The sequence below is a fragment of the Kordiimonas aestuarii genome (genome assembly GCF_025574465.1).
In the GTDB taxonomy this organism is placed as follows: domain Bacteria; phylum Pseudomonadota; class Alphaproteobacteria; order Sphingomonadales; family Kordiimonadaceae; genus Kordiimonas; species Kordiimonas aestuarii.
Genome location: NZ_JAOBPP010000016.1, coordinates 149,904 through 165,871 on the forward strand (window position 1 = coordinate 149,904; position 15,968 = coordinate 165,871).

General features: G+C 57.5%; 10 protein-coding genes. 7 read left to right on the forward strand and 3 right to left on the reverse strand.

Annotated features, from left to right (window positions below):
• The first annotated feature begins 45 nt into the window (after positions 1-45).
• Both OEU85_RS05360 and OEU85_RS05365 read left to right on the forward strand, forming a co-directional pair.
• A complete protein-coding gene (locus OEU85_RS05360; protein WP_317277414.1) occupies positions 46-2,166 on the forward strand; it encodes a catalase in 2,121 nt (706 codons plus the stop codon).
• 175 nt (positions 2,167-2,341) lie between these two features.
• Positions 2,342-3,781, forward strand: coding sequence for an aldehyde dehydrogenase family protein (locus OEU85_RS05365; RefSeq protein WP_262690423.1), 1,440 nt, complete (start codon positions 2,342-2,344; stop codon positions 3,779-3,781).
• 71 nt (positions 3,782-3,852) lie between these two features.
• Here OEU85_RS05365 and OEU85_RS05370 read toward each other — a convergent pair whose 3' ends face one another.
• Positions 3,853-6,738 carry a TonB-dependent receptor domain-containing protein gene (locus OEU85_RS05370; RefSeq protein WP_262690424.1) on the reverse strand — a complete coding sequence of 962 codons (2,886 nt, stop codon included), beginning with the start codon at positions 6,736-6,738 and terminating at the stop codon, positions 3,853-3,855.
• Between the two features lie 381 nt (positions 6,739-7,119).
• Between OEU85_RS05370 and OEU85_RS05375 the strand changes: the two genes are divergently transcribed.
• On the forward strand, positions 7,120-7,845 hold the full coding sequence (locus tag OEU85_RS05375; protein ID WP_262690425.1) for a PepSY domain-containing protein: 726 nt from the start codon (positions 7,120-7,122) through the stop codon (positions 7,843-7,845).
• On the opposite strand, the gene OEU85_RS05380 is transcribed toward OEU85_RS05375, so the two are convergent.
• On the reverse strand, positions 7,842-8,450 hold the full coding sequence (locus tag OEU85_RS05380; RefSeq protein WP_262690426.1) for a thymidine kinase: 609 nt from the start codon (positions 8,448-8,450) through the stop codon (positions 7,842-7,844). The genes OEU85_RS05375 and OEU85_RS05380 overlap by 4 nt on opposite strands.
• 99 nt (positions 8,451-8,549) lie before the next feature.
• On the opposite strand from OEU85_RS05380, the gene OEU85_RS05385 reads away from it, so the two are divergent.
• The 4 genes from OEU85_RS05385 (at position 8,550) to OEU85_RS05400 (ending at position 15,248) form a co-directional block, all read left to right on the forward strand.
• A complete protein-coding gene (locus tag OEU85_RS05385) occupies positions 8,550-10,100 on the forward strand; it encodes an amidohydrolase family protein (protein WP_262690427.1) in 1,551 nt (516 codons plus the stop codon).
• An 81-nt stretch (positions 10,101-10,181) separates the two neighbouring features.
• Positions 10,182-11,801, forward strand: coding sequence for a SulP family inorganic anion transporter (locus OEU85_RS05390; protein ID WP_262690428.1), 1,620 nt, complete (start codon positions 10,182-10,184; stop codon positions 11,799-11,801).
• 55 nt (positions 11,802-11,856) lie between these two features.
• Positions 11,857-12,828, forward strand: a complete 972-nt coding sequence (deoC, locus tag OEU85_RS05395) for a deoxyribose-phosphate aldolase (protein ID WP_262690429.1) — start codon at positions 11,857-11,859, stop codon at positions 12,826-12,828.
• Between the two features lie 11 nt (positions 12,829-12,839).
• Positions 12,840-15,248: an aldehyde dehydrogenase family protein gene (locus tag OEU85_RS05400; protein ID WP_262690430.1), complete on the forward strand. Its 2,409-nt coding sequence runs from the start codon at positions 12,840-12,842 to the stop codon at positions 15,246-15,248.
• A gap of 69 nt (positions 15,249-15,317) precedes the next feature.
• Here the strand turns inward: OEU85_RS05400 and OEU85_RS05405 are convergent.
• A partial coding sequence (locus OEU85_RS05405) for a calcium-binding protein (protein WP_317277415.1) occupies positions 15,318-15,968 on the reverse strand: 651 nt, incomplete at its 5' end.

Here is a 15,968-nt window from a genome sequence, read left to right on the forward strand (position 1 = left end):
GTTGAGAGAGGACCCTTTCGAGGCACATCTTGAGAGGAGTGATCCATGGCATCTGCAACCACAAAAACCGCAAAGAAACCCAAGCCCGCCAAAGCAACTTTTCATGACGAAACTGTCGAGCAGCCGTCAGGGGGCGAAACACACCAGAAGGCGTCGGACGACACTATTATGACCACCCAACAGGGTGTTCCGGTCAGCGACGACCAAAACTCCCTCAAGGCCGGTTCCCGAGGGCCGACCCTGATGGAAGATATCGTCATGCGGGAAAAGATTTTCCACTTCGACCACGAGCGCATCCCGGAGCGGGTGGTACATGCTCGCGGCTACGGCGCGCACGGTTATTTCGAAACCTACGAAAATCTGTCCGATATTACCTCTGCTGATATTTTCCAGCGCGCGGGCGAAAAGACACCGGCCTTTGTCCGGTTTTCAACGGTCGCGGGCAGCAAGGGCTCGGTTGATCTTGCGCGCGATGTACGTGGCTTCGCCGTCAAGCTGTATACCAAAGAAGGAAACTGGGACATTGTCGGTAATAATATTCCGGTTTTTTTCATTCAGGATGCGATGAAATTCCCCGACCTTATCCATTCGGTCAAACCCGAGCCCGACAGGGGGTTCCCGCAGGCCCAGTCGGCCCACGATAATTTCTGGGATTTCATTTCGCTGATGCCTGAAGCCATGCATATGCTCATGTGGGTGATGTCTGACCGAGCTATACCGCGTTCGTTCCGTTTTATGGAAGGCTTCGGTGTGCATACATTCCGCCTTGTGAATGCGAAGGGCAAGTCAACTTTTGTGAAGTTCCACTGGAAACCGAAATTGGGTATGCAGTCGGTGGTCTGGAACGAAGCCGTTAAAATCAACGGCGCCGACCCGGACTTCCACCGGAAGGATCTTTGGAATGCTATCGAGGCCGGTGAGTATCCGGAGTGGGAACTTGGGCTTCAGCTGTTTGACGAAGATTTTGCCGAGAAGTTTGATTTTGACGTGCTCGATGCGACCAAACTTGTCCCCGAAGAGCTGGTGCCGGTGCGTCCGGTGGGGCGCCTGGTACTTGACCGCGTGGTTGATAATTTCTTTGCTGAGACCGAACAGGTCGCGTTCTGCACGCAGAACATCGTGCCGGGCGTGGACTTCACGGACGACCCGCTGTTGCAAGGCCGGAACTTTTCTTACCTTGATACGCAGATCAAGCGGCTTGGCGGCCCGAACTTCACCCATATCCCGATCAACGCCCCCAAGTGCCCCTTTGCGCATTTCCAGCAGGATGGTCATATGGCGATGCACAACCCCAAAGGGCGTGTCAATTATGAGCCAAATTCATGGGGAGAGGACGGTGGCCCGCGCGAAAGCGATAAAGGCTTCAAAAGCTACCCGGAAGAGCTGGATGCCCCCAAGCAGCGCGTTCGGTCCGAAACCTTTGCCGACCACTATTCCCAGGCGCGGCAGTTCTATATCAGCCAGACCGAGACAGAGCAGGGGCATATCGCAGATGCCATTACGTTTGAGCTAAGCATGCTTGAGCGCGAGGAAATCCGTGTGCGAATTGTCTCTCATCTCCTGAACATCGACGAAGGGCTGGCGGAAACGGTGGCCGATGGCCTTGGTGTCCGGAAGATGCCGAAGCCCGCGGATGCCGCCAGGCCAACCCGGCAGGACCTGAAGCCGTCTCCGGCTCTCAGCATCCTCAAAAACAGTCCCGAGACGTTTGAGGGCCGCAAACTGGGTGTGCTGATCGCTGAAGATAGCCCTTCCATCCTGCTGAATACATTGAAGTCAGAGATTGAAGCAGCGGGCGCTGAAATTATACTTGTCAGCAAACGGGTAGGCGAGATCGAACTTGATAACGGCACGACCGTCACAGCGGATTTCAAAGTGGATGGTGGCCCGTCGGTGCTGTTTGACGCCGTGGCTATCCTGCTGTCGGAAGCGGGCGGCAAGGCGATGGCGCAAATTCCTGCAGCACGTGATTTTGCCGGCGATGCATTCGCCCACAGTAAATTCATCGCGTATACCGAGGGCAGCACTGTCTTGCTGCGGAAAATTGGGCTCAGTGAGGAGCTTGATGAAGGTTGCGTGAAGCTGGGCGATGCAAGCAACGCAAAAGACTTCGTGAGAATATGCGCCAGGTTGCGCCATTGGGCACGAGAGAAAAAGCTGCCCTGATTAACCAGCCAGACTATAAGGAAGATGCGGGCACAGCGTCAGGTGGTGCTGTGCCCGCAACGCCTGCGGCATATTTCGCGCCTTGTATCCATCGCGCGCTGCCCCATCTTTGCAGCATGTAGATTTGAAATACGCGCCCATAGGGCGTTCGAGCATAAGGGACCGGGAGACGACAATGCGTACACTTCACAAACATTATATCGGCGGTGAATGGGTAGAGGCCGATGCCTCGAAAGTACATGACGTTATCAACCCGGCCACGGGCCAGAAATCGGGCGAAATGGTGCTCGGCAGCACGGCCGATGTGGACCGCGCGGTGGCTGCCGCTCGCAAGGCGTTTGAGACATTTCAGTTTTCCACCCGCGAAGACCGGCTTGAGGTCCTTGAGAATATTCTCGCGGAATACAAAAGGCGCACGGCCGACCTCGCGGAGGTCATCACGCTTGAAATGGGGGCGCCAAAATCGCTCGCGCAAAAAGCCCACGTGCCTGCAGGCATCGGTCACTTGTCGGAGGCGATCAAAGCGCTTAAAGCCTATGAGTTTTTTGAAGACCGGGGCCCCACGCGTATCGTGAAGGAACCCATTGGTGTTGTGGGCATGATAACGCCGTGGAACTGGCCGATCAACCAGATCAGCTGCAAGGTGGCACCTGCTATCGCAACGGGCTGCACCATGGTGCTCAAACCCAGCGAAGTGGCACCCTATAGCGCACAGATATTCACCGAGATCATGGACGCCGCCGGCGTGCCTGCGGGTGTTTATAACCTTGTGTACGGCGAGGGACAGGTCGTGGGCGAGGCGCTTTCGGGCCATGCCGGTGTAGATATGATGTCTGTCACGGGCTCCACGCGCATGGGGTCTGCCGTGCAGGCCAATGCGGCAAAAACCATCAAACGTGTGGCGCAGGAGCTGGGCGGCAAGTCGGCCAACATCGTGCTGGATGACGCGGACCTTGAGCAGGTTGTCTCGCGCGACACTGTGGCGGTGATGCGCAACACGGGCCAGACCTGTACCGCGCTGACCCGCATGCTGGTGCCGCACAGCCGCATGGACGAAGCCGCTGCGATCGCGGCACAGGCAGCGTCTACCGTTGTGCCGGGTGACCCGAACAAAGACGAAACCACCATGGGGCCCATCGCGCACGGCGACCAGTTCAGGAAGGTGGGCGAGATGATGCAGGCTGGCATCGACGAAGGCGCGCGCCTTGTGGCTGGCGGCCCCGGCTTTCCCGAAGGTTGCCCTGAAGGTGGCTTCTATGTGAAGCCGACGGTGTTCGCCAATGTGAAGCCTGAGATGACCATCGCCCGCGAAGAAGTGTTTGGGCCCGTACTGTCGATCATCGGTTATGGGGATGAGGACGAGGCCGTGCGTATCGCCAACGATAGCGACTATGGCCTGTCGGGCGCTGTGCAATCGAAAGACCACGCGCGGGCGCAGAAGGTTGCGGCCAAAATGCGCACGGGCATGGTTTATATCAATGGCGCGGCGGGTGATCTTTCCGCACCTTTTGGCGGTTACAAGCAGTCTGGCAATGGACGTGAATGGGGTGACCACGCTTTCGCCGACTTCCTCGAAGTGAAGTCCGTTCTTGGTCATAACCAAGGCATTGGCTGATGGGCTGAGCCTCTTCTCAATGAAAAAGGCGCCCCGCGAGGCGCCTTTCTTTTTTCAGGTTCAGGCCAAGATTACATCTTGAACTGAACCTGGCCATAGAAGAAGCGGCCTGGCGTTGCGTGGATTGTGCCGTCAAAGTTGTTGAGGTCACAAGTTGTGCAAAGCGGCGGGTCCTGGTCCAGAAGGTTCTGCACACCAAGCGTGAAGGCCACCTTATCGTCCCAGGCAGCCGGGCGGTAGGTGAACTGCAAGTCGGTGTAGAAGGTGCTGCCGAGCGTGTTGCCGTCAGCGCCGTTGGTGCAATACTGCGTGAAGCCAAAGTCACCGATCACTCCGCCGCAGCCTTCTTCAACACTGCCGAGGTAGCGCAGGGTCGCGCCAACAGTCCAGGCTTCAAGTGTCCAGTCGATGAACAGCGAGGATTTGAACTTGATGTAGGCACGTTCTGGCGAGCCAAGCTCGGTGCCCGCGCGGTCAACCACAACATCGCCGCCCGTCGCGCTTGGCGTGGTTTCTTCAAACTTGAACAGATGGCTGTTCACCCATTTGAAGCGCAACTGACCCCAGTCTGCCGGTACCGTTTCAAGCGAGATGGTCCAGTCAAGGCCATCGGTTTTGATGCCCGCGATGTTGGTGAGGATACCGTCAATGCGGGTGACCTGACCGTTGGCAGTGCGGGTAACCGCGTTACAGAAGACATCAGACAGCGTTTCCACGCAGCCTTGCAGGACTTCCGATGCATTCGGTGCCTGAATCACGTTTTCCATGGCGATATTATAGTAGTTCGCCTCAAACGTGATGCCTTGCAGGCCCATGCTGTCTGCCATGCCTTGCGGGCTGAAGGTGAAACCGGCTGTCCAGGTTTCCGCGGTTTCCGGCGTCAGGCCCGGGTTGCCGCCCGTGGTGACGCTGATCTGCGGGTTAATCTGCACAAGATCAGCCGGCACGCCAAGCGTTGCACAGTTGGCATGTGGTGTGTTCCCACCGCCTGAATTACAAGGGTCGCTGATCGTGCTGTCGAAGCGGGAACCGGTGTTGTAAAGCTCGCCGATGTTTGGTGCACGGAAGCCTTCCGACCAGTTGCCACGGAACGTCAGGTCATCGTTGACCTGCCACGCGGCACCCACCTTATAGACCGTGTTGCTGCCGGACGTGCTGTAATCAGACGTGCGGAACGCGGCGCTAAGGTCAAGGTTCTTGGCAAAGGATGCGTCGGAGAGGACCGGCACATTGATCTCACCATAAAACTCTTTCACGTGGATTTCACCGGCGGTCGGGCTGGCTGGTACGCCAGCGGTTTCACCCGAGGACACCACATTGTCAGGAATGAAACGGCCTTTTTCCTCGCGGTATTCCCAACCAACAGCAACGCCCAGTGGGCCCGCGGGAAGGTCAAACAACTCGCCAGCTACGTTGGCGGACACATCAAACAGTTTCGTCCGGCTTTCATCCTTCTGGGTGAAGGTGATGTAATCCAGCATGGCCTTTGTGATGGTGCCATTGCCGTCAGGCCCTTGGCCGCCAAAGATATTCAGCGGTACGCAACCCGGGAGGGCGGCGCAGGCGTCCGGGTCACCCAGTGCTTCGCTGATCTTGCGGGCGTTGAACGCACCGTCCTTGACCTGGTTGGCCTGGCTTTGCGACCAGGTACCGTTGACGTCCCAGAACCAGCGGCGGCCGGCAAACTCAACTTCGCCTTCAACCGTGTTGGACACATACCAGGTATCTACATTCTGTGTGAAGACCCGCGGGCCTGCTTCGATAGGCCGGCGGCCACCAAAGGCGAAGGTGTCTGAGTTCAGCTCAATACCAAACGGGTTGAATGGATGGTCTTCCGGTACAACGATGTTGTCCATCCAGAAACCCGCACCGGCGTCGACGCCGAAGAACAGTGGCTCAGGCGCGGCCTGGCTCACCGAACGGCGGTTGTTGTAGGCCGCTGTAGTTTTCATCTTGATGGTGTCGGTCACGTCAACTTCACCCTTGGCGAAGATGTTGATGCGCTCGGATGGTGTCATCACCTTGTTATAAGGCGAATAGTTGAACCGGTCCTGAAGGGTGAACGCGTGATAGTCCGAGTTTGGCCCCGTTGGGTCGGTCGGATCAAAGTTCGGCACGGCGCCCGCACCGTCGTTTGGCGTGATGGAACCAAAGTCGTTGTTGAAGACAAAACGGCCCTGCGGTGTGCCCGAGGACGCGCCGAGGTTCTCGAACGGAATGGCATATGCCGTCAATTCGCGGTCGGCAGCTTCAACCGCTCCCTGTTTGGTGTAGCTGACATCCAGCAGCACGCGAGTACGTTCGCTCGATGCACCCCAGGAAACATCATATTCCTGTGTCTTGCCATCGCCTTCGTCAAACATGCCGTAGTAGGCGCTGGCGTTGAAGCCGTCATAGTCCGTGCGGGTGATGATGTTTACCACGCCCGCGATGGCGTCGGAACCATAAATGGTGGACGCACCGTCCTGCAGCACTTCAATCGACTTGATGATACCGGTCGGGATGGTGTTGAGGTCAACCGCACCCGATACACCCGATGCGCTTGAACCACGGACCCAGCGCTTGCCGTCAACGAGGACAAGCACACGCTTCGACGTCAGGTAGCGCAGGTCAATCTGGCTGGCACCAGCGCCAATGCCGGAACCGTCTGGCGGGAAGCCGAGGTTGCCCGAAGAATTGTTCGTGCGGTTGATGGCAGAGCCCGCGATCGGCAGGCGCTGCAGGAAGTCCGCAATAGACACCTGACCAGATTGGTCAATGTCGGCAGCTGACAGGATCTGCACCGGGTTCTGCGCTTCAAGCGGGTTCTGCCTGATGCGGGAACCGGTAACAACAACCTCCTCGAATTCATCGACAGAAGCTTCTTGCGCTAAAGTCGGGGTTGTAGTTGAAAAAGCAATTGCTGACGCGCTGGCGAGCAGCAGCCCTTTTTTTGTTCGGCTATAATGAGTTTTCATTGCCGTTTTCTCCCTAGTGGTTTTCACATGCGGAATGACATTTCTGCTGTTCTTTTGAATGCACATTCCCCTTTTGGGAGCCTGGTCAAAGACGCAGGTCTCTATGTGCTAGACGCGTGGGTTAACCATATTGGGAGTAGCTTTGGTCGCATGTTGGGAATGCTTTTTTACAAATGCGAAAAGGTGTGACTTATATGTCGCATATTTTTGTTTAACATACAGATATAAATAAGTTTTAAACGATCGATGAAAAATGAATGAGGTAGCGATACTACCTGTACGGGATGGCGAACTTGGTCGGTTTTAGTCGTTTTTGATTTGCGGGCACGCACACGTGTGCTAGCGAGCATTTCACGAATTGCGGTACTACAAGGGGCAGGCATGCGCGCGCATAAACTCGTCAGTAAAATCCACAAGTGGGTCGGGCTTCTGATTGGCATCCAATTTGTATGCTGGACACTTGGTGGTGTGGTGATGACATGGATACCGATCCAGCAGGTGCGCGGTGAACACAACCAATCGGTGCAGGCGCCGGTGCTGGTGGAAGCGGCCAAGCTTCAAAACCTTCTTGCTGGCCTTGATAACCCGCAAGCGACCTCGCTGGTTGCACGCGCGGTGGGTGGTATCCCTGCGGTCGAGATCAAGGGTGCGGCTGGCGCGGTTGCTGTATATGCGCTTGAAACCGGCGAGCCCCTGACGCCCGTGAACGAGGAGACGGCGCTCAAGATTGCGGGGGCTGATTTTTCCGGCATACCCGGTATGCCGGTGGCGACGCTGATTGAGGGTAATCCACCAAACGACTATCGCGGTGCACTGCCGGTGTGGCAGGTGGCGATGAACGACGCAGAAGGCACACTTATCTATGTGTCACCGACGCAGGCGCGGGTGGTGGCGCGGCGCAATGATGTCTGGCGCTTTTATGATTTTTTCTGGATGCTACACATCATGGATTATGACACGCGCGACAATTTCAACAACCCGCTCGTCATGGTTGCCGCGGGCACGGGGCTGTTGTTTGTGTTGTCTGGTTTTGGTCTGTTGTATTTCCGCTTTCGCCGCCGCGACTTCGGCCTCAAGCCAAAACTGCGCAGGAAAGCCTCGGTTTAACTTGTTTCCGGCATCGGCAGGCGCTCGGGCCCGTTCAGTTTTTCCATGAAGTGTTTGCGGCACAGTGCGATATAGCGGTCGTTGCCGCCAATTTCGATGGAGGCGCCTTCCTTCACTGCGCGGCCTTCGCTGTCGATGCGCAGGTTCATCGTCGCTTTTGACCCACATTTGCAGATGGTCTTCAACTCATGCAGTTCGTCGGCGATGGCCAGAAGCCATTTGCTGCCTTCAAACAGGGTGGCCTGAAAATCGGTCCTCAGGCCGTAGCACAATACGGGAATCTTGAGCGAATCGGCAACCGATGCCAACTGAAAGACATGGTCCCTGGTCAGGAACTGCGCCTCATCCACAAGGATGCAATGAATGGGGCGTGACTTCAGGGCATCTGCAATCTTGACAAAAAGGTCAATATTCGCGTCGAATAGGTAGGCGCCAGCCTTGAGGCCGATGCGCGAGGCGATCATGGCCTCGCCAAACCGGTCATCGATTGAGGCGGTGAACAACATTGTGTTCATGCCACGCTCTTGGTAGTTGAAACTGGATTGCAGAAGCGTTGTTGTTTTGCCCGCATTCATGGCGGAATAATAAAAATACAGTTTGGCCATTGGGTATCTGTCTTATGTTAATTGCCCGAACGATGGGATAAGCTTTGCGCGAGCCTAGGCAGTATCGCTGTCGTGGGCAAGCATTTGAGGGAGGAAAAAATGCGGGGCCTCACTTTCGCACTTTCATGCTTGTTGTCGCTGGGGGTGACACTTGGTGCCGTTGCTGACAGCCAGCGGGCGCTCAAGGCGCGCACTGCCGGTGACGCGCTGGCGTGGTCTGCCCAAAATGGCCGCCTTCGCCCGGTGATGGAAAGCTTCCCGAAGGGCGGGGACATCCACAACCACCTCTCTGGCGCCATCTATGCCGAAACATGGCTTGACTGGGCCGCGGAAGATGGCCTGTGCGCGGACATGGCCGTGCCAGCCATCCGCATGATCAAAGGCGACAGTTGCGCGGCCGACGGCTGGATCACAGCCATGGAAGCCCGCGCCAACAAGGATCACCGCCGCGAGATTATCAATTCGCTCTCGAACCGGTCGTATGTGCCTACCCTCAACTGGTCAGGCCATGACGATTTTTTTGTTACCTTTGACCGCAAAGCGGCAAGCCCCAAGCGATTTGGTGATGAACTGGCGATGGTTGCGCGCCGTGCAGGACAGCAGAACATCCTTTATCTTGAACTGATGGAAACGACCATTTTAGGAGAGCTGTTTCCGCTTGTGGGCGACGTGAAGCTTTCGGGTGACCTGGACGCCGACTATAAAACCCTGATGGGGGGCGCATTTGGCGCGGCGATGCCTGATCTTGTGGCGTCCGCACGCAAGCAGATAAAAGCGGCGTATGAGAAAAAAGACAAAATCCTGAAATGCGGCACACCCCAGGCCGATGCTGGCTGTGATGTGGAGATCCGCCTTTTGCATCAGGTGGTGCGGGAGCTTGAACCGGCGCTGGTCTATGCACAGTTCATCCTTGGTTGGCAGATGATGGCAGACGAGCGGATGGTCGTTGGCGCCAATCTTGTCGCGCCCGAGGACGGGTATATCGCGCTCAGGGACTATAGCTTGCACATGCGCATGATTGATCATCTGTACCAGAATCTTGGTGCACGCAATATCGCGTTGCATGCGGGGGAGCTGACGATAGGCCTTGTGCGCCCGCGCCAGTTGGAATTCCATATCCGCGAAGCGATCGAGATTGGACACGCAAAGCGTATCGGCCACGGTGTCGATATCGTCTATGAGGATAATATGGAGGGGCTTCTTGACCGCATGGTGAAAGGCGACATCATGGTTGAGATCAACCTCACCAGCAATGAAACCATTCTTGGGGTATATGGGCGAGACCACCCTATTGTACTGTACCGCGATATGCAGGTGCCCTATGCGCTATCGACCGACGACGAAGGTGTTTCGCGCATCGACCTGACCCACGAATACATGCGCTTTTATCAGGATTATGACGTGCCATACTTTGAACTGAGGCATGCGTCGCGCAACTCGCTGAGCTATAGTTTCCTGCCCGGAGCCAGTCTGTGGGACAACGCTGTTTGTTCGCAGGATGCGGAACAGGGAAGCACCGCTGGCGCCGCGTGTCAGGATTTCCTGAAGGGCAGCGAGAAGGCACGCATGCAATGGAAGCTCGAAGAACGTTTCCGCGCGTTTGAAGACAACCTCAAGATACCGGTGCGCAAACGCACGTCGTTCAAATAAGCTTGTGGGTGCAAGCGCAACCACGCCACAATAAGTCAATAGCGCCAAGGAAGGCGAGAGTAAGGGAAGTTAGGGGACCATATGGCCGAAAATAAGAACACTGGCGCGCTTGGCGGCGTTGCCGCGCCGTCTTCGCAGTTTGCGGCAGACCTCAATGCCGGGGTAGCGTTTTTTCTTGATGTAACCGTGAATATGTTTGTGCTGGCCAGCGTGCTGATGGGCGCGTTCAATTTCCCTGCCGACCATATTTTTGGTCGCATCATCCCCGGCACAATCGTAGGCATCATCTTCGGTAACCTGGTCTTCGCATGGCTGACCAAAAAGACGGTGAGGGAAACAGGGAACGAGAAACTGACCAGCATCCCGCTGGGCATGGACCTGCCGACCCTTTTTGGTATGTGTTTTTTCATTATCGGCCCAACCTATGCCGCCAATGTGGGCGCGCTGGGGGTTGAGGCCGCGGCAGACAAGGCCTGGATACTTGGCATGGCCAGCACCATCTGGATGGCGGCGATCAAGTTTGCACTTTCGTACTTTGGCCGCGCGATGCAACACCAGTTGCCGCAAATGGCGCTGGTGGGGGCCATGGCGGGTATTGCCACCGTATGGCTCGGCGCCGAGGCGATCTACGGCATCTTTGCGCTACCCGAAGTGGGTATCGTCTCCCTCGTGATCATGGCCTTTGCGTTGATAGCCGGGCACCGGTTGCCGTTCAATATGCCAGGCTCGATCCTTGCGATCGTGGCGGGCACCATCCTTTATTACATACTGGCGTTCGCGGGCGCCGGTGACGGCTATGTCATCAATGTGGCGGTGGACTTCAAGCCGGTGCTGCCCGTGCCCACGCTTGAAGGCTATATGGCTGTCTTTGGGGACGTGACCAACAACCTTGGTATCATTGTGCCTTTTGCGCTCCTGATTGCGGCAAGTGCGGTCAACGTGGTGGCAGGTGCGCGCATCGCGGGCGACAATTTTGACGCTGGTAAAGTGGTGCGCCTTGACGCGGCAGCGACCGCCGTCAGCGCGCTTTTTGGTGGTGTTGTACAAACCACGCCGTATTTTGGTCACGCGACCTACAAACGCATGGGTGCGCGCTCGGGCTATTCCATTGGCGCGGCCGCTGTCGTTACCGTGATTGGTTTTCTGGGTGTTATTGAGCTTGCATCACAGCTTATCCCCGAGGCGGTGCTGAAGCCCATCCTCGTTGTGGTGGCCAGCGATATACTGCGCCTTGCGTTCACGGGTGGTGACGCGCGTCATGCACCGGCGCTTTTGTTTGCCACGGTGCCTGCCATCCTCAATTATGCCCACACAAAAGTGTCAGATTTGTACGGTAGGGTTGCGCACTTGACGGACGGCGTTCTGGGTGCAGACTGGATGGCGGGTTATATGCTTCTGGGTGCCATGGCGCGGGGGTATATCCTCACCAGCCTTATTTGGGGCGCCATGGTAGTGTGGATCATTGACCGCAAGATGACGCGGGCGGCGCTGGCTGCCTTTGCGGCGTTCCTGTTTACCGAGTTTGGCATTATCCATTCGGTGATGCCAACGTCGGAAATGTATCTGCCCTGGGCGATCCCGAGCCTTGGTGGGGCCGAAATGCTGGCGCACCGTCTGGCTGCGGGCTATCTGATCGCCGGGCTGCTTTTGTATGCGGCTGGTTTCATCAAAAATAAGGAACCGGCGGCAACCAGTTCTTGACCTTTTGGTCAGGAACTGTCTTTTAGTCACGAGTTTATCAATACCGGGACGGAACATGACTTCTGTGAACAAGCCCGATACGGGTGTTAACAAAGGCGCGGGCTTCCATGCCGACTGGCTGGACGGTATCCGTGTGAACAAAAGCGCGGTTGAGCGCCGTACAGCCACTTTGGGTGGCCGCCGCGCTGTCAAGAAAGACGCGCAGATCGCTTTCATGCTGAAAGCCATCAGTTGTATCGACCTTACCACGCTTGCGGGTGATGACACCCCGGGCCGGGTGCGGCGCTTGTGCCAGAAAGCCATGAGCCCTGTGCGCCGCGATATTCTTGATGCGTTTGACATGGGTGACATGGGCCTGACAACGGGTGCTGTGTGCGTGTATCATGCCATGGTTGAGGGTGCAGCGAAGGTGCTGGGCAATTCCAGCGTGCCAATAGCGGCCGTGTCCACCGGCTTTCCGGCGGGCCTCGCCCCCATGGAAACCAAGCTTGAGGAAATCCGCCGCTCGGTTGAGGCTGGTGCGCGTGAGATCGATATCGTCGTTACGCGTGCAAATGTACTGACCGGCAACTGGGAGGCGCTATACGCGGAAGTGAAGGCCTTCAAGGAAGCCTGTGGTCCGGCGCTGATGAAAACCATTTTGGCCACCGGCGAACACGGCAACCTGACGCAGGTTGCCAAGGCATCCATGGTGGCGATGATGGCGGGCTCCGACTTCATCAAAACCTCGACCGGCATGGAAGGCGTGAATGCCACATTGCCGGTCAGCCTCGTGATGTTGCGCCAGATACGCGACTATCAGGACCGCACCGGCTTCAAGGTTGGCTACAAACCCGCAGGTGGCATTAAGACCGCGAAGGATGCGGTGGCATATCTTGCGCTGGTAAAAGAAGAGGTGGGCCGTGACTGGCTTGACCCGAAGCTCTTTCGGTTCGGTGCGTCAAGTCTGCTCGGAGACCTTGAGCGCCAGCTTGAATATCATGCCTTTGGTGGCTACTCGGCGGGTTACCGCCATCCAATGGGTTAAGGGAGGCTCCAGTGAGTGTGAAAGAAAGTTTTGAAAGCATGGATTACGCCCCAGCCGCTGAAAGCCGCAAGAATGTGGATGAATGGCTGAAAGCCAACAGCGCCAGCTTTGGCCTGTTCATTGACGGTGAGTGGGTGAAGCCCAAGGGCGCAAAGACATTTGCGACCTATAGCCCCGCGACAGGCGAAAAGCTGGCAACGCTGACCGCCGCCGGGCAGGACGAGGTGGATACCGCCGTTGCTGCCGCACGCAACGCGCAGGGGCGCTGGGCGCTTCTGGGTGGGCATGGCCGCGCGCGCTACCTTTATGCACTGGCGCGGCTGGTGCAAAAACACAGCCGTATTCTCGCGGTTCTTGAAAGCCTTGATAACGGTAAGCCGATCCGCGAAAGCCGGGATATCGACATCCCGCTTGTGGCGCGACACTTCTATCACCACGCCGGTTGGGCGCAATTGATGGATGAGGAATTCCCCCATCATGAAGCCCTTGGTGTTGCGGGGCAGGTGATCCCGTGGAACTTCCCGCTTCTGATGCTGGCATGGAAAGTGGCGCCTGCACTGGCCGCAGGCAACACGGTGGTGATGAAACCAGCGGAGTTTACCTCGCTCACTGCGCTCAAGTTCGCGGAACTGTGCGTGGAGGCGGGCCTGCCCAAAGGCGTGGTTAATATTGTCACGGGTGAGGGCGATACCGGCGCCATGGTCGTCAAGGCGGACGTCGACAAGGTGGCCTTCACCGGCTCGACCGAGGTTGGCAAGATTATCCGCCGCGCAACCGCAGGTTCAGGCAAAAAACTCACGCTCGAGCTCGGCGGCAAGTCGCCCTATATTGTGTTCGAGGATGCGGATATCGACGGGGCGATTGAGGGCCTTGTGGACGCCATCTGGTTCAACCAGGGGCAGGTGTGTTGCGCAGGGTCGCGTCTTTTGGTGCAGGAAGGCATTGCCGACCGCTTTCTAGAAAAGCTCAAGCGCCGCATGTCCATGCTACGGGTGGGTCACAGTCTTGATAAATGCATCGACATCGGCGCCGTCGTGGACAAAGAACAAAAGGACCGTATCGAGGGCCTGATCAAACAGGGCGAGAGCGAAGGCGCTGTTATCTGGCAGGCAGACTGCAAGTTGCCGACTGAGGGGGTTTTCTATCCGCCAACACTGGTGACCGGTGTGGGCACGGACAATATCCTCTTCAAGGAAGAAGTGTTTGGTCCGGTACTGACCGCGATCACCTTCCGCACGCAAGCTGAGGCCGTGGGCCTTGCCAACAACACGCGCTACGGCCTTGCCGCGACCATCTGGTCAGAAAGCATTTCGCGCGCGCTTGAAGTGGCACCTGCCATCAAGGCCGGTGTGGTGTGGATCAATGGCACCAATATGTTTGACGCGGCCGTTGGCTTTGGCGGATACCGTGAAAGCGGCTTTGGCCGCGAGGGCGGCCGCGAAGGCATGCTGGCCTATATGCGCCCGAAATATGAGGCCGCGCTCAAGGACTGGGCACCACTCGCAAAGGCTGAAAATGTCGCCATGCCAAAGGCGGGCAGCGGCATGCCGGGACTGGACCGGACAGCCAAAATGTATATTGGCGGCAAGCAGGCGCGGCCCGACGGCGGCGACAGCACCCCGGTCGCGGACAAGAAAGGCAACCTGAAGGGCCTTGTCGGCGCTGGCAACTACAAGGATATTCGCAACGCGGTTGAGGCGGCAAACAAGGCTGCCGGCTGGGCAGGCACCGCTACCCACCTGCGCGCGCAAATCCTTTATTATATTGCTGAAAACCTCAGCTACCGTGCGGATGAATTTACTGAACGGCTGATGGACCTGACCGGGGCAACAGAGAAAGCCGCGATGGTAGAGGTGGACCTGTCGGTCAAGCGGCTGTTCTCTGCCGCCGCGATGGCGGACAAGCACGACGGTGCGGTGCACAGCCCGCCACTGCGCGGTGTTGCACTTGCGATGAACGAAGCCGTTGGCACGCTGGGTATTGTTTGCCCGGACGAGGCGCCATTACTGGCGTTCGTGACGCTCATGGCTTACGCAGTTGCGGGTGGCAACACGTCGGTGATTATTCCGTCCGAGCGCTATCCGCTTCTGGCGACGGACTTTTACCAGATTCTGGAAACATCCGACCTGCCGGGCGGTGTGGTGAATATCGTCACTGGGGGCAGGGACGAGATGGCAATGCCGATGGCCAGACACTACGGCGTTGACGGCCTGTGGTATTTCGGCTCCCGCGAGGGGGCGAAAGCCATTGAGGAAGCAGCAGCCGACAATATGAAACGTGTGTGGGTCAACTATGGCAAGGCCTATGACTTCACAAGCCCCGTGCAGATGTCAGCCCGCAGCCTGATTGAGCGAGCGTCCGAAGTGAAAAATATCTGGGTGCCGTACGGCGACGCCAACGAGGGCGGCAAGTCTTACTGAACTGGCGGCCAGAAAAAGCAAAAGCCCGGCCACTACGCCGGGCTTTTCTTCCTTAGTGATAACGTGGTGTTAATTCACCACCGCCGCACCTTCAATCTCGCTGATGCTGACACCCGCGACAAAGATGAAGTCACTGCCTGAGGTATGCAACAGCACGCCGGACTGGCCGCTCATGGTGGCGTCCTCGGCCGAGAGGTCGGCAAAGCTGTCGATGCCAGTGAGGGCCGTCAGGTCGAGCGTGTCTTCATCGGCGTTGAAATCGGTGATGAAATCACCGCCGTGGCCGTCCGCATAGAGCAGGGTATCAGCCCCCGCGCCGGTCTCGATAATATCGTCGCCCGTGCCGCCGGTCAGACGATCAGCCCCCTGGCCACCAATGAGCACATCGCTGTCCTTGCCGCCGGTGAGGGTGTCGTCGCCGTCTTCGCCGTAGAGCACATCGGGGCCGTCAAGGCCGGAGAGGCTGTCATTGCCGCCCGCGCCAAAGAGCTTGTTGCGGCCAGCGCTGCCGGTGAGCGTGTCAGCGAAGGCTGAGCCTGCGACCTCCTCAACCCGGGTGACGGTGTCTCCTTCTGCGTCGCCGCCACTGCCGCTTTCGCTGTCGAGGTTGACATTCACCCCAGCCGATGAGGCGCCATAGTCAACCCGGTCAAAGCCGGTGCCGCCATTGAACAGATCAGCGCCTGCGCTGCCGCCGAAAAGGTCGTGGCCGTCGCCGCC

Bases quoted from the DNA above. Each gene is read 5' to 3' on its own strand.
- OEU85_RS05360 (WP_317277414.1), top strand. From the start codon at position 46: ATGGCATCTGCAACCACAAAAACCGCAAAGAAACCCAAGCCCGCCAAA.
- OEU85_RS05365 (WP_262690423.1), top strand. From the start codon at position 2,342: ATGCGTACACTTCACAAACATTATATCGGCGGTGAATGGGTAGAGGCC.
- OEU85_RS05370 (WP_262690424.1), bottom strand. From the start codon at position 6,738: ATGAAAACTCATTATAGCCGAACAAAAAAAGGGCTGCTGCTCGCCAGC.
- OEU85_RS05375 (WP_262690425.1), top strand. From the start codon at position 7,120: ATGCGCGCGCATAAACTCGTCAGTAAAATCCACAAGTGGGTCGGGCTT.
- OEU85_RS05380 (WP_262690426.1), bottom strand. From the start codon at position 8,450: ATGGCCAAACTGTATTTTTATTATTCCGCCATGAATGCGGGCAAAACA.
- OEU85_RS05385 (WP_262690427.1), top strand. From the start codon at position 8,550: ATGCGGGGCCTCACTTTCGCACTTTCATGCTTGTTGTCGCTGGGGGTG.
- OEU85_RS05390 (WP_262690428.1), top strand. From the start codon at position 10,182: ATGGCCGAAAATAAGAACACTGGCGCGCTTGGCGGCGTTGCCGCGCCG.
- deoC (WP_262690429.1), top strand. From the start codon at position 11,857: ATGACTTCTGTGAACAAGCCCGATACGGGTGTTAACAAAGGCGCGGGC.